Raw genomic sequence first — 22,893 nt, 5'->3', positions numbered from 1 at the left:
CTGGGGCATAAACGGGGGCATTTTCCGTGGCAAACGGGTGCCACGGGTATCGAAGTAACGATGTTCCGATGAACTGGCTGGGGTGGTAGGATTCGAACCTACGATACACGGTACCAAAAACCGCTGCCTTACCACTTGGCTACACCCCAACAGTGAGCGGCTATCTACGATTGTTGTTGGCGGGGATCAAGAGCGTTTTGTCAAAAAAACTCAGGTTGAACCGATTTTTTTCAGGGCAGTCATTGGGTGTCGATCAACACGGCTCCGGTCCGGTTTCCATCCTGCACCATTGCATGCGCAGATGCGCATTCTTCCAGTGCAAAGACCTTTTGAACAGGGCAGGTCAAAGCGCCATCCGTCAATGCCTTGTGAAGGGTCTTCACGGCATCGGTACGAAGATCCAGCGGAAGAAGGTAAATCAAAATGGTCTCAAGCGTCATGGCTTTGAACATCATCGGTCCGAATGGAAACACGGGGGCCATGTCTTGGGCAGAGCCATAGGCGTTGATGCGACCGTTCTCGGCAATGACCGCGGCGTTTGTTTGAATATTCCGGCCGAATTCGACGTCGATAATTCGGCCGATTGTCTTTCCTTCATTTGCATCGAGAATTTCGGAGGAAAGATCCTTGCTGGCGTAATCAATCACGATATCTGCGCCGGCTTCTCGGACCCGGTCAAAGTTGCGAGGGCTGGCGGTAGCGATCACGCGCGCGCCTGCCCATTTGGCAAGCTGAACGGCCAGAAAGCCGACGGTGCCCGCGCCACCGTGTATCAAGATCGTTTGCCCATCGGGACAGCCGCCTGAAAACACCGCGTGGCAGGCGGTAAGACCGGGAATGCCCAGAATCGCGCCGGTCTGCATCGACACCGCATCCGGCAGAGCCACGGCCTGGGCATCGGGAAGGGTGATGTGGCTGGCGGCGGTGCCGAAAGGGCGTTGCCATTGCCCGTTCCAGATCCACACGCGCTGCCCGATCCGAGATGCGGATACTCCGTCGCCAACGGCCGAAATCACACCAGCGCCGTCACTGTGCGGGATGATCAGGGGGAACGGAGGCTCTGTCACGCCCGGTCTGGTCCCGGCGCGGGCTTTGACGTCGGAAGGGTTCACTCCGGAAAAGGACAGCTCTACCGTGACCTCGCCCGGACCCGGCGGGACCGGAGGGAGGTCCTTTATCCGCAGGACATCGGCCGGGTCTCCGAAGTTGGAATATGTAACTGCGCGCATGATCGCCTCCGTTTTGGTCGAGTTTCACAGCATATCGGCAGGAAACTCAAACACCTTGTCGCGTGTCCGCAACGCGGGGGAAGGTCGGCCCTGTGGTTATTCGCGAATCTCGGACGGGTCGACCCCCCAAAGGTTCGACTTCAAGGTCCAACCCCGATACCCGCCGGCGGTGATCCGGCACCAGTCCAGCGAACAGGTTCCCAGTCGGGCCACGACCCCGGATTCGAAATGCGCATTCACGGGGGAGGTCGGATCGGGTCGGGCATAGACAGGCAGCATTTCGGATTCAATCAGTACTGTCCGAACACCCGACAACAGGGCGTAGTGAACCCAGCCTCCGGCGCCGTCGCGGTCCTGAACCCGTCGCCAGTTGCCGTATTCGGCAGTGACCTGAAGCGGCATTCCGCGCCGTTTGAACACCCAGTCGATTCGATGTGTCAAAGAAGGTCCGCGTCGCACGTTGCCTTCTGCTGCTTTCATCGAGACATAACGGGGCAGGGGGAGGTTGGTGACGGATCCTCGTTTCACGTCGGCATGAGCAGCCCATGCGCCGAACATGATTAGAAATACGGATAGTGCCGCCAGACAGCGGCGATTTACCGGTCGAATACCACTCACTGACTGCCTGCTCTTATGCCTGTTGATCCGGTTCCGAAAAAAGGTCGACTCAATGCCAAAGGGGTTCTTGTGCCCCGCCTTATCCTGCGCCACGATGCCATGGCGCGCGTCCGTTTGCAAAGCAGTGGGAGGGCCGAGGTGCCAAGAGAACGTTTGAGTGTTGTCGTTACGCGACGGTTGCCCGAAGCGGTCGAAACACGTTTGAGCGAGTTGTTTGATGTGCGCTTGCGCGACGATGACACTCCGATGACGCGCGAAGAACTGGTGGCCGCAGTGCAGGACGCCGATGTCCTGGTGCCTACGGTGACCGATGCGATTGATGGCGGTCTGCTGGGGCAGGCGGGCGAAAGGCTGAAGCTCATCGCCAATTACGGTGCCGGTGTCGACAATATTGACGTGTCCACAGCGCGCCAGCGTGGGATTCTGGTGTCGAACACGCCGGGGGTTCTGACCGATGACACCGCCGACATGACCATGGCCCTGATTCTGGCCGTTACCCGACGCATTCCCGAAGGTCTGAGCGTGATGCAGCAGGGAGATTGGTCCGGCTGGGCGCCCACCGCGTTTCTGGGAGGCCGTATCGGTGGTCGTCGTCTGGGCATTTTGGGCATGGGCCGGATCGGGCAAGCGGTGGCGCGGCGTGCGAAAGCGTTTGGAATGCAAGTCCATTATCACAACCGCCGCAGGTTGCGCACCGAGACCGAGCAGGAGCTGGAGGCAACCTATTGGGAAAGCCTCGATCAGATGGTCGCGCGGATGGATGTGATCTCGGTCAATTGCCCCTCAACGCCGTCGACCTTCCATCTGATGAACGCACGTCGTCTGAAACTGATGAAACCCTCGGCAGTGATCGTGAACACGTCACGTGGTGAAGTTGTGGACGAAAACGCCCTGACCCGGATGATCCGCGCAGGTGAAATTGCGGGGGCGGGGCTGGATGTCTACGAACAGGGCACTGACGTGAACCCGCGCCTGCGGCAGCTGCCCAATGTGGTTCTGTTGCCTCATATGGGATCAGCCACGCTCGAGGGCCGGGTGGAGATGGGCGAGAAGGTCATCATCAACATCAAGACCTTCGAAGATGGCCACCGCCCGCCGGATCAGGTTGTGCCAGCAATGCTCTAGCGCTCTGGAAAGGAGCAGGAATGGACGTCTATGAAGGAGGGTGCCGTTGTGGAAATCTGCGCATCAGGGCTTCGGGTCGTCCTCTGCGGGTCGGAATCTGTCACTGTTTGGACTGCCGCAAGCATCATGGCGCGGTTTTCTATGCGGCGGCCGTTTTCCCGGACGACAGAATAGAGGTTTACGGCGAAGCGCGTGGTTATGCTAACAGGTATTTTTGCCCCGGCTGCGGCTCTCCGGTCTTTGCGCGCAGCGGAACCGAAGTGGAGGTGCATCTTGGATGCCTTGATGCGCCAGATCAGTTGGCGCCAACATATGAAAGCTGGGTCATCCGGCGTGAAGCTTGGTTGCCCGAGTTCCGCGGTATGACCCGCTATGATCAGGATCGATTGGTGGGCGACGCAAAGGCTTAACGCGTGCTGCGGACACCGGCCATTTGCTGATGGCGTGCAGGTTGGACTTGTTCAGAGCGTGTTCGGCGCGCAGTTTTGATAATCAGGGATGTATCGGAGGATTTGATCAGATGAGACGTGTTTCAGTTCTACTGTTTTCTGCATTTTGTTTTGCAACTCCGGGGGTCGCTCAGGAAGCGGCCGATGCCGTTGCGCCCGAAACGGCCACGGAAGGGCAGGTACAGGCCATGACCGACGAGGTCATCGCGGCGCTCGAGGCCAAACTGGATGGCGTTCCGGTCACGTCCCAGAACTGGATGGTTGCCGCGGCCAACCCGCTGGCGGTGGAAGCCGGTGTCAGAGTATTGCGCGCAGGTGGGTCTGCCGCAGACGCCATGATTGCGGTGCAGGTCGTGCTGGGCCTGGTCGAACCGCAATCCTCGGGCTTGGGCGGCGGTGCGTTTCTGGTCTGGTACGATGCAGCGACCGGTCAGATGACAACTCTGGACGGGCGAGAAACGGCGCCGCTGGCGGCCACACCAACCGTGTTTCAGGACGAAAACGGTGAGCCGCTGAAATTCTTCGATGCGGTTGTCGGTGGGCTGTCCGTGGGGACGCCGGGCACACCTGCCTTGCTGGAAGAGGCACATCGTCGCTGGGGGCGTTCCTCGTGGCCCGGATTGTTTGCCGATGGAATCCGGTTGGCGGATGAAGGGTTCCTGGTGTCCCCGCGTCTGGCCAGCCTGGTCGAAAAAGATGCCGAGCGTTTGTCGCGCTTTCCGGAAACGGCCGCGTATTTTCTGCCGGGGGGCGCACCGCTGCAACAGGGGCAGCGCCTGATGAACCCGGCTTATGCTGAAACACTGCGTGTGCTGGCCCGCGATGGGGCGGCCGGATTCTATGGCGGTGAGATTGCCGCGGATATCGTGCGCACGGTTCGCAACGCTCCGGGCAATCGTGGTGTTCTGTCCGGTGCGGATCTTGCGCTGTATCAGGTGATCGAGCGCGAGCCGGTTTGCGCGGAATACCGCGCCTATGAAGTCTGCGGCATGGGCCCGCCGTCGTCGGGTGCGCTGACCGTGGGGCAAATTCTGGGGATGCTGAACGGCTATGATCTGGCGGCTATGGGGCCGGAAAGCGCCGAGGCCTGGCGGTTGATCGGGGACGCTTCGCGCCTCGCCTTTGCGGACCGGGGCCGGTACATGGCTGACAGCGATTTTGTGCCCATGCCGACCAAGGGGCTGGTTGATCCGGCCTACCTGTCGCAACGAGCGGAATTGCTGAACACCGAAGGCGCGCTGGCAGATGTCGGGCCCGGTCAGCCGGAGTTCGACCACGCGCTGAACTGGGCGGATGATGTGTCGCTGGAGCTGCCTTCGACCTCGCATATCTCGATTGTAGACAGCTATGGCAACGTGCTGTCGATGACCACGACCATCGAAAACGGCTTTGGCTCACGTCTGATGACGAACGGGTTCCTTCTGAACAACGAACTGACGGATTTTTCGTTCAAGACCCACAGCGATGGTGTGCCGATCGCCAACCGGCTGGAACCCGGAAAACGCCCGCGTTCGTCCATGAGCCCGACCATCGTGATGCAGGATGACGCGCCGGTTCTGGCGATTGGCTCGCCGGGCGGCAGTCGGATCATCGGCTATGTGGCCAAATCGATCATCGCATGGGCCGACTGGGGCATGGATGTGCAACAAGCCGTGTCGCTGCCGCATCTTGTCAATCGTTTCGGAACATATGATGTCGAGGCCGGGACCGCTGCCGAAGGCTTTTCCGACGGGCTGACCCAGTTTGGGTTCGAGGTAAACCCGCGTGACCTGACATCTGGCCTTCACGCCATCGAAATCGGAGACGGGCTGAGCGGTGGTGCCGACCCCCGTCGCGAAGGTATTGCGCTGGGCGAATAGGGCCTCGGTATTTGTGGGGATTACCGGCACTCGGTGGGCCCTTTAGTCATGGACTGAACGGCCCGCAACGTGCTGGGACAGAGGAGGATTACGATGGTGCAGGCGACCGCTTTGCCTCGGAATGAAACAGGTATTGAAACCGTCATAGGCGTTCTGAAACAACGTTTTGGCGACAGGTTGCAAACGGGTACCGCGATCCGTGAACAGCACGGGCACACCACGACCTGGATCGAAAACCAGAGCCCGGATGCTGTGGTTTTCCCGCATACTACGCAGGACGTGTCGGAAATTGTCAAAACCTGTGCCGCGCACCGGGTGCCGGTGATTCCCTTTGGCACGGGAACGTCGCTGGAAGGGCATGTGAATGCGCCAGCAGGGGGGATCTCGGTCGATCTGATGCAGATGGACAAGGTGCTGGCTGTCCACGCCGAAGATCTGGATTGTGTCGTGCAGCCCGGCGTCACGCGCGAGGCGCTGAACACCCATTTGCGGGATCAGGGTTTGTTCTTTCCGATTGACCCGGGGGCGAATGCCTCGCTGGGCGGTATGGCTGCGACCCGCGCGTCGGGCACCAATGCGGTGCGATACGGAACGATGCGGGACAACGTTCTCAGCCTCGAGGCGGTGATGCCGGACGGCCAGATCATCCGTACCGGTCACAGGGCCAAGAAGTCATCGGCCGGGTATGATCTGGCACGCCTTCTGATTGGGGCGGAAGGCACGTTGGGTATCATCACCGAGCTGACTCTGCGCTTGCAGGGCATCCCCGAAGCGATCAGCTCGGCCAGGTGTTCCTTTCCTTCGGTCGATGCCGCGTGCCGCGCGGTGATGATGACCATTCAGTATGGCATTCCGGTCGCCCGAATAGAGTTGCTGGATGAAATGTCGGTTCAGGCGGCAAACGCCTATTCCGGGCTGAGCCTGCCGGAAACGCCATTGCTGCTGCTGGAATTCCATGGCTCTGAAAGCGGTGCGGCGGAACAGGCTGAAACCTTTGGTCAGATCGCCCGGGAATTCGGCGGTACAGATTTTGCTGCGACCTCGACCACCGAAGAACGGAACAAGCTTTGGCAGGCGCGCCATGATATGTATTGGGCATGTCTGCAACTGCGCCCCGGCGCGCGTGGTATTTCAACGGATGTCTGCGTGCCGATCTCGCGCCTGGCGGAGTGTGTGACAAGCACTCAGCAGAAGGCAGCTGATCTTGGCTTGCTCGCGCCAATGGTGGGGCATGTGGGGGATGGGAACTTTCACTCGCTTCTTTTGATCGACATGCAGAACGCCGAAGAAGTCGCCAAGGCCGAAGAGTTTGTCGGGTGGTTGAACGACCTGGCAATTTCAATGGAGGGCACCTGTACAGGTGAACACGGAATCGGTCAGGGCAAGCGGCCATACCTCATCAAGGAACTGGGCGCCGCCACGCAGTATATGGCCGCAATCAAGGCTGCTTTGGACCCCGAGAACATCATGAATCCCGGCAAGGTTTTGGCGGGCCAATCCTAGCGGTTTTCGCGTTCTGGCCGGCATTGCGCCTTCAAATCGTCCACATGTTCTGGTCTCACCGACTCGGTTAGGAACAGGTGGCCGACATGAGCGCAAAATATCTGGCAGGGTTTGCAGCGATCTGCGGGATCGCCGTTGTTGGGCTGGACTATTATCAGCAGGCCAAGGCATCCGAAAACGGGCTGGGCTTCAAAGGTTATGTTACCTCGGTATCCGCGCGTGTCGGGATTTCGGAAAGTCGGCTTGAAGCTGATGCCCAACCTTCACAGCCCGAGGAACCTGCGGCAAAGACACCGTCAGAGGAAGTTCGGAAACTTGTCTGCACCACGATCGGGACAAGCAAGCGCTGTCGCTCCAGCGGTTGAGATCACGGGTTTCATGTCAGATCTGCGACCCGCATTCGATCATCGGGTCGTTTTTTTCATATCACTGGTCGGATGAATGTCGCGCGATCCCCCTCAAGTGCGCCATATGGTGTCAACTGATTTCAAGGGGAGACGCCCGGTTATGAAAACCCAAGTCAAAGCACTGGTTGTTGGCGGCGGCGCCGTTGGGACCTCGATTGCCTACCATCTGGCCAAAGCGGGCTGGGATGATGTGATGTTGATCGAACGGGACGAGCTGACGTCCGGGTCCACCTGGCACGCGGCTGGTCTGCTGCCATTGTTCAACATGTCCTATGCGACAACTCACATCCACAAGTACTCGGTCGACTTCTACAAGACGCTGGAAGAAGAAACCGGGCTGAACGCGGGCTTTGCCGTCGTCGGCAACCTGCGCATGGCACAGACGCAGGAGCGCATGGATGAGTACATGCTCTACGCCTCCACCGCCGAAACCTGCGATGTTGCCTATGAGTGGCTGACCCCCGAGCAGATCAAGGAACGTTGGCCGTTGATCGAGACATCGGATCTGAAGGGCGCAATCTACCATACCGAAGACGGGTATATTAACCCGGCAGATGTGACGCAGGCCATGGCCAAGGGGGCCCGTCAGCGTGGCGTCGAGATCGTGCGCAAGATGCAGGCGGATGCCTTCCACTGGAACGGCACCCATTGGGAAGTCACCTGCACCAAAATGGTGGAAAAAGGCGGCAACCTTGTCGAAAGCGACGAAAAGGTTGTGATCACTGCCGAACATGTCGTCACTGCATCGGGCAACCACGCACAGCGCACCGCCAAGATGCTGGGCATCAAGATGCCGGCGATCCCGGTCGAACACACGTTTATCGTCATGGACAAGGACCCTGAACTGGTCAAATGGCGCGAAGCAGGCAACCCGGAACACCCCGTCGTGCGCGACGCCGACAATGAATCCTACGCCCGTGAAGAACGCGGCGGCTGGATTCTGGGTATCTATGAACATGGCGCCCCCGCGCGGTTTGAACACGGTGTACCGGACAGCTTCCGCGCGGATCTGTTCCCGCTGGATTTGGATCGGATTGCGGATCAGTACATGGCGATGGCCGAACGTGTGCCGTCCTGTGCTGAATCCGGCCTGAAAGACGATTTCAACGGCCCGATCTGCTATACGCCTGACGGCAACCCGCTGGTCGGTCCTGCGCCGGGCCTGCGCAACATGTGGCTGGCCGAAGGTTTCAGCTTTGGTATCACTGCCGCAGGCGGCACCGGCTATTATCTGGCGCAGATGATGGTCGATGGCGAAGCCGAAATCGATATGGCCTCGCTGGACCCCAAACGCTATTCCAGCAACTGGATGACCACCGAGTTCGCGGCCCGCAAGAACGAAGAGTGCTATGAGCACGTCTATATCCTGCACCACCCGGACGAAGAGCGTGAAGCCTGCCGTCCGCTGCGGACCGTTCCGGCCTACGACCGTCAGAAAGCGCGCGGTGCCCAGTTCGGCTGGGTCAACGGCTGGGAACGTCCGAACTACTTCGGCCCTGTCGATGCGCCCGAGAACTTCGACAAAGAAGCACGCTCGTTCCGTCGTGGCGGCTGGTGGCAATATGCCGTCGAAGAAGCCAAGGCGATCCGCGAAGGCGTCGGCCTGATCGACGCATCGGCCTTCACCAAGCACGTCGTCAAAGGCCCCGGTGCGACTCAGTTCCTGGATTGGTTCACCTGCAACAAGCTGCCCAAGGTTGGTCGTATCAACCTGACCTACGCGCTGACATCGCACGGCACCACCCGCACCGAATACACCATCGTCCGCAATGGCGAGAACAACTATTACCTCGTCTCTGCCGGTGCCTGGACCGAGTACGACGCCGATTATCTGCGCAAGGCGGCCGAGGACAAGATGGAAGAGTTCGGTTACATCGAGATCCAGGACGTGACCACGCAATGGGGTGTTTTCGCCATCGCCGGACCCAAGTCGCGTGACGTTCTGAAAGAGGTCATCAAAGATGCCGATCCGGAAACCGCACTGTCCAACAAGCGCTTCCCTTGGCTTTCGGCGCGCCAGATCGAACTGGGCATGTGCCCGGTCAACGCGATCCGCGTGGCCTATACCGGTGAGCTGGGCTGGGAACTGCACCACCCGATCGAGATGCAGAACTACCTGTTCGACCTGCTTGAAAAGGCCGGTGAGAAGCATGGTATGAAGCTGGTTGGCGCGCGAGCCCAGAACTGGCTGCGTCAGGAGAAATCCTATCGCGCATTCGGCACCGAACTGGGCCGCGACGCGACACCGCTGGAAGCCGACCTGCCGCGTTTTGTCGACCTGTCCAAGGACTTCTACGGTAAGGCCAAGCTGGAAGAGACCGGCGTGCGCGTCAAATGCTGCACCCTGCTGATCGACGGGCCGGACGATGCAGATCCGTGGGGCCGCGAGGCGCTGTACACACCGGAAGGTGAGCGCGTGGGTCGATTGACCTCGGGCGGCTACTCGGTGGCGTTCGAGAAATCCATTGGCATGGGTTACGTGAAGCCCGAAATGGCGGTCGAAGGCACCAAGCTGCAGGTCAAAATTCAGGACAAGCTGTGGGATGCGGTCGTCACCTGCGACAGCCCCTACGATCCGAAAAACGAAACCATCCGCAAGGACGGTTGATCGAAGAAAGGCCCCGGAAACCTTCGGGGCCATTTCTTTTTGTCATCCAGACAGTTCGTCGAAGCATTCCAGCGCCTTGGCCGCGTACATCATGGCTGGGCCGCCGCCCATCTGGATCGCCATGGCCAACACGTCGGACACTTCTTCCCGTGTCGCACCGGCCTTGATCAAAGCTTCGGTGTGCAAGGTGATGCAGGGTTCGCATCGCAGGGTGACTGACATGCCCAACGCAATGAATTCCTTGGTCTTGTAGTCGAGCGTCCCGCCCTCTTTGACGGCTTTGCCAAGCGCTCCGAATGCGCGTGTCGTATCGGGAATGGATCCGTTCAGGTTTCGCAAACTCTTTCGTGTTGCCGAGAGTTTTTCTTGCCATGCCATTGCTGAGTGCCCTTCTTCATATCTAGCAACTGGAATATGAATTGGGTTGCGGCTGTTTGACTTTGATCTCGATCAGACGTCAGGGCGTTCGGCAATGAACGCTAGATTGTTGGCAGGCATTTCGACCGGTGCCAGCGCGAGCAGGCCGACGTTTTCGAACAGGTTCAGAATGTCCACGTCGTTTTTATAGCCGATTTGCGGGTCTTGCTGGATCAAAGCCTTATGAAAGTGGACATCCCCGTCACTGATGAGTTTGCCCGAACGTTTGAACGGGCCGTACAAGATGAACCGGCCCATTGGTGACAGGGATTGTGCGACCTCTGAAATGATGGTTCTGGTTTCCTGCCAACTGATCAAGTGAATCAAGTTTATCAAAACGATCAGATCCTGGCCGAAAAACCGCCTGTGCCAGCCTGATGTCGCTGCATCCAGTTCTGCGACCCGCGCGACATTGGGCAGGTTGCGGGTATAGGCATCGATGCTCACGCGCCGCTCAGGGTCAACTTCCGAAGGCTGCCAGGTCAGCCCGGGCAGCACTTCGGCGAAGGCCCTGACATGCTGACCAGTCCCGCTTGCGATTTCCAATGCGTGGCCCTGGGGCGGGCCCCATTCTTGCAACACAGCACACAGGGCGTCCGTGTTCCGGGATGCTGCCGGGGCCACCAGCTTGCCATCTTCAGACGCATTGGCGACGCTTGCAGACGAGGGGAGGCTGCGTTTGATCATCGTTCCAGCCTGTCAGGGGTCAACATGCCTATTATGTCAGGTTCTAGCTCGGGTGTGTTTCCGACAACAAGATCGCACAGCAGTTGCGAGGCCGCCGGTGAGGTTTGAAAACCATACCCGCCCTGACCGCCACACCAGACAAACGAAGGGTCCAGCGGGTCGCGCCCAAGCACCAAGGTCCCGTCCGGGGCAAAACTGCGCAAGCCCGCCCAATTCGTTTCCACCCTTGTGACAGGCTCGGTCATCAGTTCCTCATACCGTGCCAGACCTTCTGCAAGCACCATATCATCGGCATAAGCATCCTGTGGCGGAACTGGATCGGCTTCGGATGGTGAAACCAGCAACTTGCCCGCATCCGGTTTGGCGTACCATGTTTCGCCGGCGCCCAGCATCATCGGCCAGATGGAAACGTCATGCCCTCCGGGGGCGGGAAGACGCGCCATCGACCGACGGCGAGGTGTGAGGCCGATACCGGGCAGCCCCGCAAGCTGTGCAACCTCATCCACCCAGGCCCCTGCTGCGTTGATCAGAGTGCGGGCTTCAAAGATCTCACCGGCCTCAACCACCCAGTGCTTTTCTTTTCGAATGCCGGTGACTCTGCTTTTCGTCGAAACCGTTCCATCGTTTTGCCGGATGGTCCGGGCGAAATCCTGCAACAGGCGATCCGTATCGATGTCAAAGGCCGCTTCGCTGATGGCTGCAAACCCGACCTTGTCCGGATCCAGAATCGGAACGCGCGATATCGCCTGATCCATCGGTATTTTCACCATGTTCAGATCGGCGCAATCGGCTTCGAACATGTCGGGCTGGTCAATTGCCCCGACCAGCATCAATCCGCGCGGGGTCAGGTAACCGCCATTCTGCGTATGAAGAAAGGCAGCCCCCGCTTTGTTCAATGCGACGACCGAAGGCGGTCCATAGCTTTCTTCGAACAACGCCGCTGACCGGCCCGAGGCGTGATAGCCCAGGGCATCTTCCGCTTCCAGAACCATCACGGTTCCGTGCTGCGACAGGCGCGCACCGGCGCTCAGCCCGGCGATGCCGCCTCCGATTATCAGGAAATCAATCATGACTTGCGATCCATCCTGTAAAGAGACGCTACAGGTTCCTTGAGTTTCATGCTGACGCCAAAGCTCCTCATTCGCCACGCGTTTGGTTTTCCGGACTATAAGCAGCCTTGAAATTGTGCTTCAACCCGGTCAAAGAAGTATCAAAATAAACAGGAGGGTAAGGTGACCGCAGCAGACGTTCATCCAATGGCCACAGGGCATATTCCAGGATATGTTGTCGCAGCTGACGGAAGCGATTACCTTTTCTCCGCCATGGTCGTTTTTTTCGTCGTTCTGGTGGTGCTGATCGGTGTCGGATACCTGACGCTGCATTCGGTTCCTGAAAAAATGGCCCACGAAAACAATCACCCGCAATTTCAGTTGGTGGGTATTCTGGCGCTGCTGGCGCTATTTACCCATAATGGGCTTTTCTGGGTTGCTGCAATATTGGTCGCAGGGTTTCAGTTTCCGGATTTTGCCACCCCGCTTCGAAACATTGCCGATGCCATTCGTTCTCTGGGTCGGTCACCTGTTCTGGAACCAGTGCCTGAAACAACGGTGCCGGCATCGTCAGAATCCGAACCCAGCGACGCGCAGGAGCAAGCCATATGATCGAGACCATGCTCTGCGCCCTGATAACGGTGCTGCCCGACTATCTGTTCCGCCGTTTTGTACAGGGCAAGCGGATCGGTCACGAGATTACCTTGTTCACCATGTGGTACGAACTGCGGTGGGGTTTGACCACCTGTGCCATTCTGGCGCTGACCGTCATTACCACACTGTTTTATTTTCATCCGGCCAGCAAAACCGCGGCATCCTATTTCCGAACGGTGACCATTCTGCCGCAATTGGGCGGTCGTGTTTCCGAGGTTTTCGTCAAGAACAACGAACTGGTAACCGCAGGACAACCGATCTTCCGGATCGAGGATTTCAGCCAGACTGCTCAGGTTCAGGCGGCAAATGCGCAGATTGCACAGGTGCAGGCCTCGCTTAAGGTTGCGGAAACCGATTTGGCCGAGGCGGAAGCTGGAATTGCAGGTGCCAAGGCAGCGCTTGCGCAGTCTCTGGAGGATCTTGAGCGCAACACAACCTTGCGAGATGAGGGTTCAAGCGCCGTAAGACTGGCCGAGATTGAGAGGCTGGAAAACCTTGTCGCCGAGCGAGAGGCCCAGGTTCTTGCAGCGGAATCCAAACGTGCTGCGGTTGAGCAGCAGATCGAAGAACTGATCCCCGCGCAGCTGGCCAGTGCCATTGCGCAACTGGATGCTGCGCAGACCGAGTTGGACAAGACGGTGATCACCGCGGGCGTCACAGGGCGGGTCGAACAGTTCGGCCTTCAGGTCGGTGACTACGTAAGCCCATTGTTGCGCCCCGCGGGCATTCTTGTGCCATCGCACACAGGGCATGATCGTTTTCAGGCCGCTTTCAACCAGCTCTCTGCCCAGGTTATCAAGCCGGGCATGATTGGTGAATTGGGCTGCATGACAAAGCCATTCACCGTGATCCCCACCGTGGTGGTCGAGGTGCAGGATGTCATCCCGTCGGGCCAGATCCGCCCATCGGACGAATTGCGGGACGTGCAGACCAACAACAATCCGGGCTCGATTCTGGTCTATATGGAGCCGCTATACAAAGGTATGGCCGATGACATTCCGCCGGGCAGCAATTGTCTGGCTAATGTCTACACAGACAACCACGAGCGGCTGGAGCACGAGGATCTGGGCTTTTGGGAGGCGGCCTTTCTGCACGTGGTCGACACGATCGGCGTGGTACATGCCGCGGGTCTGCGCCTGCGTTTGATCCTGATGCCGGTGAACACTCTGGTTTTGACCGGGCATTGATCTGATCTTGGCAATCCGAACGCGAAGGGCTCGGCAAGTTTTGCCGGGCCTTTTGGTTTCTTAAAGCGCTGCTTTGAACAGCTGCGTCAGGTTGTCTTTCGTCAACTCAATCGGGTTGCCGCCGCATGACGGATCGATGATCGCCCCTTCGACAAGCTCTGGGATAGAAGCTTCGGTCACACCCAATTCGGACAATGTGCGGGGGATGCCAAGGCTGTCGTTGAAATTCTGCACGAAGGCGCGGAAACCATCGAAGCCGCCGTCGATGCCCAGATATGCCGCAGCTTGCTGGAACCGGTCTGCAATGGCCGGGGCGTTGAAGTCCAGCACAGCGGGCATGCAGACGGCGTTCGTGGTGCCGTGATGGGTGTTGAATACCGCACCTATTGGGTGGCTCATCGCGTGGATCGCGCCAAGGCCCTTCTGGAAAGCCGTTGCGCCCATGGCAGCGGCGCTCATCATCTGGGCGCGGGCCTCGATATCGGTGCCGTCTGCATAGGCACGGGGCAAATACTCCTTCACCAGTCGCATACCCTCCAGCGCGATGCCCTGGCTCATCGGGTGATAATGTGGGCTCGAGAAGGCTTCGACACAATGCGCGAAGGCGTCCAGGCCAGTTCCTGCCGTGATGAACTTGGGCATCCCGACGGTCAGCTCCGGGTCGCAAATCACCACGGTCGGCAGAACCTTGGGATGAAAGATGATCTTCTTGGCATGGGTCTCGGAATTGGTGATGACGCTCGCGCGGCCCACTTCCGATCCTGTCCCTGCGGTGGTCGGAACGGCAATGATTGGCGCGATCACATCGGCATCGGCTCGTGTCCACCAGTCGCCGATATCCTCGAAATCCCAAACGGGGCGCGTCTGACCGGCCATGAAGGCGACCATCTTGCCCAGATCCAGACCAGAGCCGCCGCCAAAGGCGATCACCCCGTCATGACCACCTGCGTTATAGGCCGCAACTCCGGCTTCAAGGTTCTTCTCATTCGGGTTGGGGTCCACATCGCTGAACAGGCCGCGGCCCAGTCCCGCGGCTTCCATGATGTCCAGTGTCGCGCTGGTGATGGGCAGATCGGCCAGCCCCTTGTCCGTGACCAGCAATGGTTTCTTCATTCCGGCGGCGGCGCAGGCTTCGGGCAATTCCCTGATGCGCCCGGCTCCGAATTTGATGGCGGTCGGATAGGACCAGTTTCCAACAAGTGTCATGTCAGGTTTCCTTTGCAAAATAAGGCCTGCTTCGGCGAGGGGGTGGGTCCGAAGCAGGCCGTCGTCCTTAGCCCGTTACCTTTTTGAGGTGGTAGGATTTGGGACGTGTCAGGTTGTGATATCCGATGACGGACAAACCGCCGCCGCGCCCGGTATTCTTGCAGCCCGTCCAGCACAGGCCGGGGTCCAGATAATCGGCGCGGTTCATGAACACGGTCCCTGTTTCGATCCGGTCACCTACCCGCGCTGCACGATCCACATCGCGGGTCCACAGGCTGGCAGTCAGGCCAAACTCACTGTCATTCATCAAGGCGATGGCCTCCTCATCCGAGAACACTTTCATGATGCCCACCACGGGCCCAAAGCTTTCGTCCCGCATCACGCGCATGTCATGAGTGACATTGGTCAGGACTTGCGGTGTCAGGTACGCGCCACCATCGTCTTCTGCGAAGGTGTCGATATGCGCGACCGCACCGGCTGCAACCGCCTCGGCGATCTGGGCTCGCACCTCATCGGCCAACCGCACATTGGCCATCGGGCCAATCGTTGTCTCGGCATCCAGCGGATTGCCCAGCTTGTAACCCTTCACAATGTCCACGGCCTTGGCGACAAAGTCATCATAAAGGCTCTCGTGAACATAGATCCGCTCGATTCCGCAACAACACTGGCCCGAATTGAACATCGCACCGTCAATCAGCGTGTCGACCGCGGCATTCAGGTCGGCGTCGTCCATGACATAGCCGGGATCCTTGCCGCCCAGCTCGGTGCCGACGCCGGTAAACGTGCCCGCCGCGGCACGTTCCATCGCCTGACCGCCGCCGACTGATCCGGTGAAGTTCACGAAGTCAAATGCGTTGCCCGCGATCAGGTCGTTGGTCACGTCATGGCTCAGGAACACATTCTGGAACACGTCCTCGGGCACACCTGCCGAATGGAACGCCTTTGCCATACGCTCGCCCACCAGCAGCGTCTGTGTCGCGTGTTTCAGGACGACCGTATTGCCCGCGATCAGCGCCGGTGCGACCGTGTTGATCGCCGTCATATAGGGATAGTTCCAGGGCGCCACCACAAAGACCACCCCATGAGGAATGCGCTTAATGTAGCGTTTGAACGTTTCGTCTTCGCCGACGGCGATATCTGCCAGGGACGTCTCGGCAATCTCCGCCATATGGCTGGCGCGTTCGTTGAATCCACCGGACTCGCCGCCATAACGCACCGGGCGTCCCATCATATGGGCCAGTTCCGGCACGATCTCATCGTTCATGGCGCCAACGGCGGCCACACCCGCCATCACAAGATCGATCCGCTCCTGCAACGGACGGGCTGCCCATTCCGCCTGAGCAGCCCGAGCACGCGCCGCGGCCCCGAACGCGGCCTCTCGCGACAACACTTCACGTTCGGCAAAAACCGATCCGTCGATCGGCGAGACACATTTCAACATCTGCCCCATTTTCACTCCATTTCCGAAAGAAACAGGATCCCTGCTTCATCTGGCCCAAAATATCCCGGGGGTCTGGGGGCAGAGCCCCCAGCGTGACCCGACCTCACGCCCGCTCGAACCCGCGGGCAATTTCCCAATCCGTGACCACGCGTTCGAACTCCTCGATCTCGACCTCTGCGGCACGGGTATAGTGGTCGACGACGTCATCGCCCATGGCCGCGCGCAACATGACCGATCCGTGCAGCGCATCCCGCGCCGCACGAAGGTTGCCCGGGATCATGGCAGTCTCACCCTGATAAACGTCGCCCTTGGTCGGCGGTTGCAGATCCAGCCCTTCCTCGATGCCCGCGATCCCTGCCGCCAGCATGCCAGCCATCGCCAGATAGGGGTTCATATCTGAGCCCGGAATTCGGCACTCGACGCGTACGGCCTTGGTGCCGTCACCGCACAGGCGGAACCCGGCGGTGCGGTTGTCCACAGACCAGATGATCCGCGTTGGCGCGAAGGTGCCTTTCATGAAGCGTTTGTAACTGTTGATGTAAGGTGCCATGAAATAAGTGTAATCAGGGGCATATTTCAGCAGCCCAGCCATATAGCTTTTCATCAGCGCCGACATGCCCAGATCGTCCCCGGCGTCATAGAAGGCAGGCTGTCCATCCGCCCACAGTGACTGGTGCACGTGGGATGAACTGCCGACTTTCTCGTGGTGCCATTTCGGCAGGAACGTCGCTGCGTGACCATGTTGCCACGCGATCTCTTTCACAGCGTTCTTGGCGATCGAATGATACTCGGCCGTTTCCATCGCGGGCGCGTATTTGATGTTCAGCTCTTCCTGTCCGGTCTCGGCCTCACCTTTGGAGTTCTCAACCGGAATGCCCGCATCCCACAGATGGTTGCGGATCGGACGCATCACATGCTCTTCCTTGGTGGTCTGAAGGATGTGATAGTCTTCGTTATAGCCCGAGATCGGCTCCAGATCCCGAAATCCTTCCTTGCGGATCTGGTCAAAGCTTTTCTCGAACAGGAAAAACTCAAGCTCGGTCGCCGTCATGGCGTCATAACCCATGGCTTTCAAACGGCTGACCTGTTTTTTCAGGATTGAACGCGGCGCGTGCGGCACTTCCTCGTGCGTGTGATGATCCAGCACGTCACACATCACCATCACCGTGCCTTCAAGCCACGGCACCGGGCGCAGGGTGCTGAGGTCCGGTTTCATGACATAATCGCCATAGCCCCGTTCCCAACTGGTCGAGGCGTAGCCATCGGGTGTCGCCATCTCCAGATCGGTGGCCAGAAGGTAGTTGCAGCAATGGGTCTCTTCCCATGCGCCAGCCACGAAATGGCCCGCGTGAAAACGCTTGCCCATCAACCGGCCCTGCATGTCCACCATGCAGACCAAAACCGTATCAACCGAACCTTCGGATACCTGCGTTTTCAGATGTTCGAACGTGAGCATGTGCCACCTTTGTCTTTGCCGAAATCCTTCATCGGCCTTTCGTTCTTTCAGACCCGCCCCCACGCAAGGGGCGGGTCGCTTGGCCAATTCTTAGCCGTAGCGGTAGGGCCGTCCAGCCTTGAGCATGTCGGCGTTGTACTGTTTGAAGATTTCAACAACCTTCGCCTTGGTTTCGGATTCGGCTGCGATCTCGTCCCAGAAGGCAACGGCCGCGGCTTCGACGGTTGCCCATTCTTCGTCCGGAATCGACGTCAGCTGCATCTTGTCTCCGTTGACGCGCAGGCTGGCTTCGCCGCCCCAGTACCACCACTGACGATAATAGTGTGACTGATCGGTGCAGACGCGGAACAGGGTCTGCAAATCTTCGGGCAGCTCGTTCCAGCGATCCATGTTGGCAAAGAACGAACCGGCCCAGGCGCCCGAGATGTTGTTGGTCAGGAAGTAGTTGGTTACATCCGCCCAGCCGACTGTGTAGTCTTCGGTGATGCCGGACCACGCGATGCCGTCCAGCTCTCCGGTTTGAACCGCGACTTCGATGTCTTCCCAGGGCAGGGTGACCGGCACAACGCCGAACTGAGACAGGAAGCGGCCCGCGGTCGGGAAGGTAAACACACGTTTGCCCTGAAGGTCTGCCAGGCTGTTGATCGGGTCCTTCGTTGCAAAGTGGCACGGGTCCCAGGCACCGGCCGAGATGTGCTTGACGCCGACTTTCGAGTATTCCTCGTCCCAGATCTCGTTCAGCCCGTACTGGTTGAACAGAACCGGCACGTCCAGCGAGTAGCGCGAGGCAAAGGGGAAATAGCCGCCGAACACGGTGACCTCGGTGGGCGACGCCATCGAGTCATCATCCGACTGCACGGCATCAATCGTGCCGCGCTGCATGGCACGGAACAGCTCGCCCGTCGGAACCAGCTGGTCGGCATAGAACAGCTCGATCTGCATCCGGTCTCCGGCGATCGTGTTGAACATCTTGATGGCCGGGTCGATCACGTGTTCGGCCAGCGCCGGGCCGGCATAGGTCTGCATCCGCCATCTGATGGTCGATTGCGCCAGTGCAGGCGTCGCCAGAGCAGCGGCGGGAGCGGCCGCAGCACCTTTCAGAAATGTACGTCTGTTCGTCATTCTCTCTCTCCGTTGGTCAGTTTCGATTGTGCGGGGATTGCCCGCGAAGCCCCGGTTTGATCCGGGATCATTTGTTGTAGATGTATTCAGGCAGCCACAGCGCGATCTGCGGGAATGTCATGATGATCGCCAGCGCCAGCGTCATCACCATCACGAAGGGCAGGATCGAACCGTAGATGTCGCGCAGCGATATCTCTGGCGGCGCCATCGCGCGCATCAGGAACAGGTTGTAGCCGAAGGGCGGCGTCATATAGGCGATCTGGGTGGTGATCGTGTACAGAACCCCATACCAGATCAGGTCGAACCCCAATGCACCCACGAGCGGCACGTACAAAGGCGCGACGATCACCAGCATGGCCGTATCGTCCAGAAACGTGCCCATCAGAATAAAGCTGAGCTGCATCAAGATCAGGATCACCCACGGGTTGAGGCCCAGCCGTTCGGTAAACAGGTTCTCGATTGCCCGAACGGCGCCCAAACCGTCGAAAACAGCGCCAAAGGCAAGCGCAGCCAGAATGATCCACATGAACATACAGGTGATGCCCAGCGTTGACCGTACAGACGTCTCGAAAACCTCACGTGTCATACGGCCCTTGAGGATGGCCGCGGCGAACGCCGTCAACGCACCGATGGCCGAGCTTTCAACAAGCGAGGTCCAGCCGTTGACGAAGGGCACCATCATCGCGGCAAAAATACCCAGGGGCAGCAGGCCCGCGCGCAACAGGCGCAGTTTCTCTGCCATGGGCACGTCGCGCTCCTCGGCTGACAAGGCGGGCCCTAACGCCGGGTTGATGCGGCAGCGGATCACGATGTAAAGGATGAACATTGCGGCCATCATCAGCCCGGGAAGCAGCCCTGCAAGCCAGAGCTGCCCGACAGGCTGGCGCGCGATCATCGCGTAAAGAACCAGCACGACGGAGGGTGGCACAAGAATACCTAATGACGATCCGGCTTGTATCACCCCGGTCACCATTTTCTTGTCATAGCCGCGTTTCAGCAGTTCCGGCAGCGCAATGGTCGCGCCGATGGCCATGCCTGCGACACTCAGCCCGTTCATGGCCGAGATCAGCACCATAAGACCGATCGTACCAATCGCGAGCCCGCCGTTCAGGCCCCCCATCCAGACGTGGAACATCTTGTACAGATCGTCTGCAATTTTGGATTCGGCCAGAACATAGCCCATGAAGATGAACATCGGCAGGGTCAGCAGCGGGTACCATTTCATCAGCTTCATGGCGGCCGAAAAGCCAATGTCATAGCCGCCGCGATCCCCCCACAGAAACAGGGCGGCCATCACGGCGACAAATCCAATCGCGCCAAAAACGCGCTGACCGGTCAGCAGCATCAACATCATGGTCGAAAACATCAGGATGGCGATCAATTCGTAAGACATCAGATCACCTCGCGCGGGATGTCATCGCCCCTGAGGCGCAGAATATCTTTAAACAGTTCCGAGATCGCCTGAAGCAACATCAGGAACAGACCCACGACCATGATGACCTTGATTGGCCACAGATATGGACGCCACGCGGTCGGGCTGCGTTCGCCATATTGCAGCGAATAGCTCAGAGAGTCGTATCCGCCGTAGATCATCACGCCCAGGTAGATGATTAGAAAAAGGACGGTGATCGCATCCGTCCACGCGCGACGACGGTCGGACCATTCGCCGTACAGAAGGTCCATGCGGACGTTGGACCCCATCTGGATCGAATAGGGGCCGCCCAGAATGTAATAGGCGACCATTGCGAACTGGGCCATTTCCAGGGTCCAAAGCGATGGCAGGAAAAAGGTTTTTGAAATCGAGGACCAGAGCAGAATGCCCATCATGACGAAGATGCCGTACATGACGAAGCGTCCGATCCAGCGGTTTGTGCGGTCAATGACCGCCACATATCCCCGCATGAAATTCATCCCGATACCTCTGCTCTCATGGTTTCGCCTCTGCGTGCGATAAGTCTTGGATGACCGATTGCAGAATTGGCGTCAGCAATCCCGCAATGCGGTTCACGCCGTCTACTGTGTCGATCAGATCGTTTCGAACTTCGATCATGACATTTGGAAGCCCGCGCCGGACCGCGTGTTCGCGCAACGTGTGCGTGACGCCATCCGTGGCCGAGTAAGGTTCGTTCAAAGCCACGCGCAATCCCGAGCTTTCCGCGTGGCTCAGCATCAGCTGCGCGGCGCGGTCGTCTTCGTCATGAAGAATCCCCAGCTCTACCGTTCGGGGGGTTCCCTTGTAGACGGGCGTGAAACTGTGGATCGTGATGACAACCGGAGGTTTGGGCCGTTCGTCCAAAGTGGATGAAACCAGTGTTTTGAAAGGTTCATACACGTCGCGAACCCGCTGGGCGCGCTGAGCATCTGTCAGGTTCATGTTTCCGGGAATGGAAAACACTTCGCTGACCTGCGGCATGGCATCGTCGCGTTCGGGCGGGCGGTTGCAGTCATAAACAAGGCGACTGACGCGCGAGTGGACCAGCGGCGCATCCAAAGCGCCCATCAGCTCCACCGACAGGTCCAGCGCGCCGATGTCCCAGGCCGCGTGTGAGCTGGCCGCCGCCTCATCCAGCCCCAATCCATCCAGCGCGGCCGGAATAAACCGGCTTGCATGTTCGCATATCAGCACGGCAGGCGCGCAACCGTGCGCATTGAGCACGCGGGCTGCCGGGGCTTCGGTCGGCAAAAGCAATGATGACTCGGTCTCGTGACACATAGGTAGCATTTGTTACAGCAACTTCTCACCTGTCAAGAAAATTTCTGTAGACAAAATTTCAAACGAACATATTCTGTAACAAATTCAAGAAACGAGGGCGCCGATGGCCACCGTTGCCAAACTTGTCAAACAGCGGATTCAGGATGAACTGGACGATCTGACACGGTCTGAACGTCAATTGGCCTCGGTCCTGTTGCAGGATTATCCCATGGCCGGTTTGCAATCGATCACCAAGCTGGCCGCTGCGGCGCAGGTTTCGACCCCGACCGTCATTCGCATGGCGCGCAAGCTTGGGTTTGACGGGTTCCCCGACTTGCAGGATGCGCTGCGCGAAGAGGTTGCGGCGCAGATCAAAAAGCCGATCTCGAAACGGGACGCCTGGGTTGTGGATGATGAGGCAGAACATCCGACAACGCGCTTTGCCCAGGCCGTATGGACCAACATGCGCCACACGCTGGAACGTTTGGACAAAGAGATGTTCGACGCCGTCGCGCGTCTTTTGGCCGAGACAGAGCGCCATCTTTATGTCGTTGGTGGCCGCATCACGCGGTCAAATGCGGATTATCTGTTCAATCACATGCAGATCATCCGGCCCAACGTGACGATGCTGGGCAATTCGGCGAATGTCTGGCCGCAATACCTTTTGGATATGGATAAATCATCCGTTCTGGTGATCTTCGACATCCGCCGCTACGAGGCGCATCTGGAGAAGCTGGCACAGGTTGCCTCGGGCCGCGGCGTCACCGTTGTTCTGTTTACGGACCAATGGGGATCGCCGATCGGAAAGACCGCCAATTATTCCTTCCACGCATTGGTCGAGGCGCCATCCAGTTGGGATTCGACCATTGCCTTGCAGTTGATCTCGGAAACGCTGATTGCCGAAGTGCAGGAGGCGCGTTGGGAAGAAAGCAAGGAGCGGATCGAAGAACTGGAGCGGTTCTTTTCCTCGACCCGGATATTTCGCAATCAGGACTGACGGGCCGAGCCGTGTCGGAAAAATTGCGCCACTAAATTTGCCACTTCCGGCTTGACGATCCCGAAAGCATGACTTAACCAGCGCAAACCATTTGCGGGTATAGCTTAATGGTAAAGCCCCTGCCTTCCAAGCAGGCTATGTCGGTTCGATTCCGTCTACCCGCTCCACGCCTTCCCTGAAATTCTGC

21 protein-coding genes and 2 tRNA genes are annotated in these 22,893 nt (G+C 58.8%); 10 read left to right on the top strand and 13 right to left on the bottom strand.

The annotated features are described in order from the left end of the window. Positions 1-74: 74 nt before the first annotated feature. The 3 genes from ACR0FB_RS07875 to ACR0FB_RS07865 form a co-directional block, all read right to left on the bottom strand. Positions 75-149 (bottom strand) — tRNA-Gln (locus ACR0FB_RS07875). Between the two features lie 90 nt (positions 150-239). Next, positions 240-1,229, bottom strand: a complete 990-nt coding sequence (locus ACR0FB_RS07870) for an NADPH:quinone reductase (protein ID WP_480619975.1) — start codon at positions 1,227-1,229, stop codon at positions 240-242. A gap of 96 nt (positions 1,230-1,325) precedes the next feature. Continuing rightward, positions 1,326-1,787: an SH3 domain-containing protein gene (locus ACR0FB_RS07865; RefSeq protein WP_171205541.1), complete on the bottom strand. Its 462-nt coding sequence runs from the start codon at positions 1,785-1,787 to the stop codon at positions 1,326-1,328. Between the two features lie 198 nt (positions 1,788-1,985). Here ACR0FB_RS07865 and ACR0FB_RS07860 point away from each other — a divergent pair, with 198 nt between their 5' ends. The 6 genes from ACR0FB_RS07860 to ACR0FB_RS07835 all read left to right on the top strand — a co-directional run bounded on the left by ACR0FB_RS07860 (position 1,986) and on the right by ACR0FB_RS07835 (position 9,798). Continuing rightward, positions 1,986-2,972: an NAD(P)-dependent oxidoreductase gene (locus ACR0FB_RS07860; protein WP_171630745.1), complete on the top strand. Its 987-nt coding sequence runs from the start codon at positions 1,986-1,988 to the stop codon at positions 2,970-2,972. A gap of 20 nt (positions 2,973-2,992) precedes the next feature. Continuing rightward, positions 2,993-3,382, top strand: coding sequence for a GFA family protein (locus tag ACR0FB_RS07855; RefSeq protein ID WP_480619973.1), 390 nt, complete (start codon positions 2,993-2,995; stop codon positions 3,380-3,382). A 110-nt stretch (positions 3,383-3,492) separates the two neighbouring features. After that, the gene (ggt, locus tag ACR0FB_RS07850; protein WP_480619971.1) at positions 3,493-5,280 is read left to right on the top strand and encodes a gamma-glutamyltransferase; all 1,788 of its coding nucleotides are present in this window, start codon (positions 3,493-3,495) and stop codon (positions 5,278-5,280) included. 93 nt (positions 5,281-5,373) lie between these two features. Beyond that, positions 5,374-6,783, top strand: a complete 1,410-nt coding sequence (locus ACR0FB_RS07845; RefSeq protein WP_171630751.1) for an FAD-binding oxidoreductase — start codon at positions 5,374-5,376, stop codon at positions 6,781-6,783. An 86-nt stretch (positions 6,784-6,869) separates the two neighbouring features. Beyond that, positions 6,870-7,148: a hypothetical protein gene (locus tag ACR0FB_RS07840; RefSeq protein WP_171630753.1), complete on the top strand. Its 279-nt coding sequence runs from the start codon at positions 6,870-6,872 to the stop codon at positions 7,146-7,148. Positions 7,149-7,290: 142 nt separating this feature from the next. After that, entirely contained in the window at positions 7,291-9,798 is a 2,508-nt protein-coding gene (locus tag ACR0FB_RS07835) for a GcvT family protein (protein ID WP_171630755.1), read from the top strand. 42 nt (positions 9,799-9,840) lie between these two features. Here the strand turns inward: ACR0FB_RS07835 and ACR0FB_RS07830 are convergent, their stop codons facing one another. From ACR0FB_RS07830 to ACR0FB_RS07820, 3 genes are all read right to left on the bottom strand, one after another. Continuing rightward, positions 9,841-10,176: a carboxymuconolactone decarboxylase family protein gene (locus tag ACR0FB_RS07830; RefSeq protein WP_152458825.1), complete on the bottom strand. Its 336-nt coding sequence runs from the start codon at positions 10,174-10,176 to the stop codon at positions 9,841-9,843. A gap of 72 nt (positions 10,177-10,248) precedes the next feature. Further along, positions 10,249-10,902 carry a DUF938 domain-containing protein gene (locus ACR0FB_RS07825; protein WP_480485392.1) on the bottom strand — a complete coding sequence of 218 codons (654 nt, stop codon included), beginning with the start codon at positions 10,900-10,902 and terminating at the stop codon, positions 10,249-10,251. Further along, positions 10,899-11,972 carry an NAD(P)/FAD-dependent oxidoreductase gene (locus ACR0FB_RS07820; RefSeq protein ID WP_209832397.1) on the bottom strand — a complete coding sequence of 358 codons (1,074 nt, stop codon included), beginning with the start codon at positions 11,970-11,972 and terminating at the stop codon, positions 10,899-10,901. The genes ACR0FB_RS07825 and ACR0FB_RS07820 overlap by 4 nt, the downstream gene beginning before the upstream one ends. A gap of 186 nt (positions 11,973-12,158) precedes the next feature. Between ACR0FB_RS07820 and ACR0FB_RS07815 the strand changes: the two genes are divergently transcribed. Together ACR0FB_RS07815 and ACR0FB_RS07810 are read left to right on the top strand one after the other, a co-directional pair. Continuing rightward, positions 12,159-12,563 (top strand): hypothetical protein, encoded by a 405-nt coding sequence (locus ACR0FB_RS07815; protein ID WP_245217997.1) that lies wholly within the window; start codon positions 12,159-12,161, stop codon positions 12,561-12,563. After that, positions 12,560-13,792 carry an HlyD family secretion protein gene (locus ACR0FB_RS07810; RefSeq protein ID WP_171630763.1) on the top strand — a complete coding sequence of 411 codons (1,233 nt, stop codon included), beginning with the start codon at positions 12,560-12,562 and terminating at the stop codon, positions 13,790-13,792. The genes ACR0FB_RS07815 and ACR0FB_RS07810 overlap by 4 nt, the downstream gene beginning before the upstream one ends. A 60-nt stretch (positions 13,793-13,852) precedes the next feature. Here ACR0FB_RS07810 and ACR0FB_RS07805 read toward each other — a convergent pair whose 3' ends face one another. From ACR0FB_RS07805 to ACR0FB_RS07775, 7 genes are all read right to left on the bottom strand, one after another. After that, positions 13,853-14,998 (bottom strand): iron-containing alcohol dehydrogenase, encoded by a 1,146-nt coding sequence (locus tag ACR0FB_RS07805; RefSeq protein WP_480619969.1) that lies wholly within the window; start codon positions 14,996-14,998, stop codon positions 13,853-13,855. A gap of 67 nt (positions 14,999-15,065) precedes the next feature. Further along, positions 15,066-16,448: an aldehyde dehydrogenase family protein gene (locus ACR0FB_RS07800; RefSeq protein WP_480619967.1), complete on the bottom strand. Its 1,383-nt coding sequence runs from the start codon at positions 16,446-16,448 to the stop codon at positions 15,066-15,068. Positions 16,449-16,542: 94 nt separating this feature from the next. Continuing rightward, positions 16,543-17,895 carry a glutamine synthetase family protein gene (locus ACR0FB_RS07795; protein ID WP_171205338.1) on the bottom strand — a complete coding sequence of 451 codons (1,353 nt, stop codon included), beginning with the start codon at positions 17,893-17,895 and terminating at the stop codon, positions 16,543-16,545. Between the two features lie 90 nt (positions 17,896-17,985). Continuing rightward, entirely contained in the window at positions 17,986-19,017 is a 1,032-nt protein-coding gene (locus ACR0FB_RS07790) for a TRAP transporter substrate-binding protein (protein WP_170343589.1), read from the bottom strand. Between the two features lie 67 nt (positions 19,018-19,084). Next, positions 19,085-20,410: a TRAP transporter large permease gene (locus ACR0FB_RS07785; RefSeq protein WP_171205339.1), complete on the bottom strand. Its 1,326-nt coding sequence runs from the start codon at positions 20,408-20,410 to the stop codon at positions 19,085-19,087. Next, entirely contained in the window at positions 20,410-20,928 is a 519-nt protein-coding gene (locus tag ACR0FB_RS07780) for a TRAP transporter small permease subunit (protein ID WP_152458809.1), read from the bottom strand. Before ACR0FB_RS07780 ends, ACR0FB_RS07785 begins: the two co-directional genes overlap by 1 nt. A 16-nt stretch (positions 20,929-20,944) precedes the next feature. Continuing rightward, a complete protein-coding gene (locus ACR0FB_RS07775; RefSeq protein WP_480490724.1) occupies positions 20,945-21,706 on the bottom strand; it encodes an N-formylglutamate amidohydrolase in 762 nt (253 codons plus the stop codon). A 127-nt stretch (positions 21,707-21,833) separates the two neighbouring features. Here ACR0FB_RS07775 and ACR0FB_RS07770 point away from each other — a divergent pair, with 127 nt between their 5' ends. Both ACR0FB_RS07770 and ACR0FB_RS07765 read left to right on the top strand, forming a co-directional pair. Continuing rightward, positions 21,834-22,706, top strand: coding sequence for a MurR/RpiR family transcriptional regulator (locus ACR0FB_RS07770; protein ID WP_171630773.1), 873 nt, complete (start codon positions 21,834-21,836; stop codon positions 22,704-22,706). A 93-nt stretch (positions 22,707-22,799) separates the two neighbouring features. Then, positions 22,800-22,873 (top strand) — tRNA-Gly (locus tag ACR0FB_RS07765). Positions 22,874-22,893 lie beyond the last annotated feature (20 nt).

It is taken from the genome of Ruegeria sp. P10, assembly GCF_056534925.1.
This window is presented reverse-complemented; position numbering and strand designations above follow the sequence as displayed.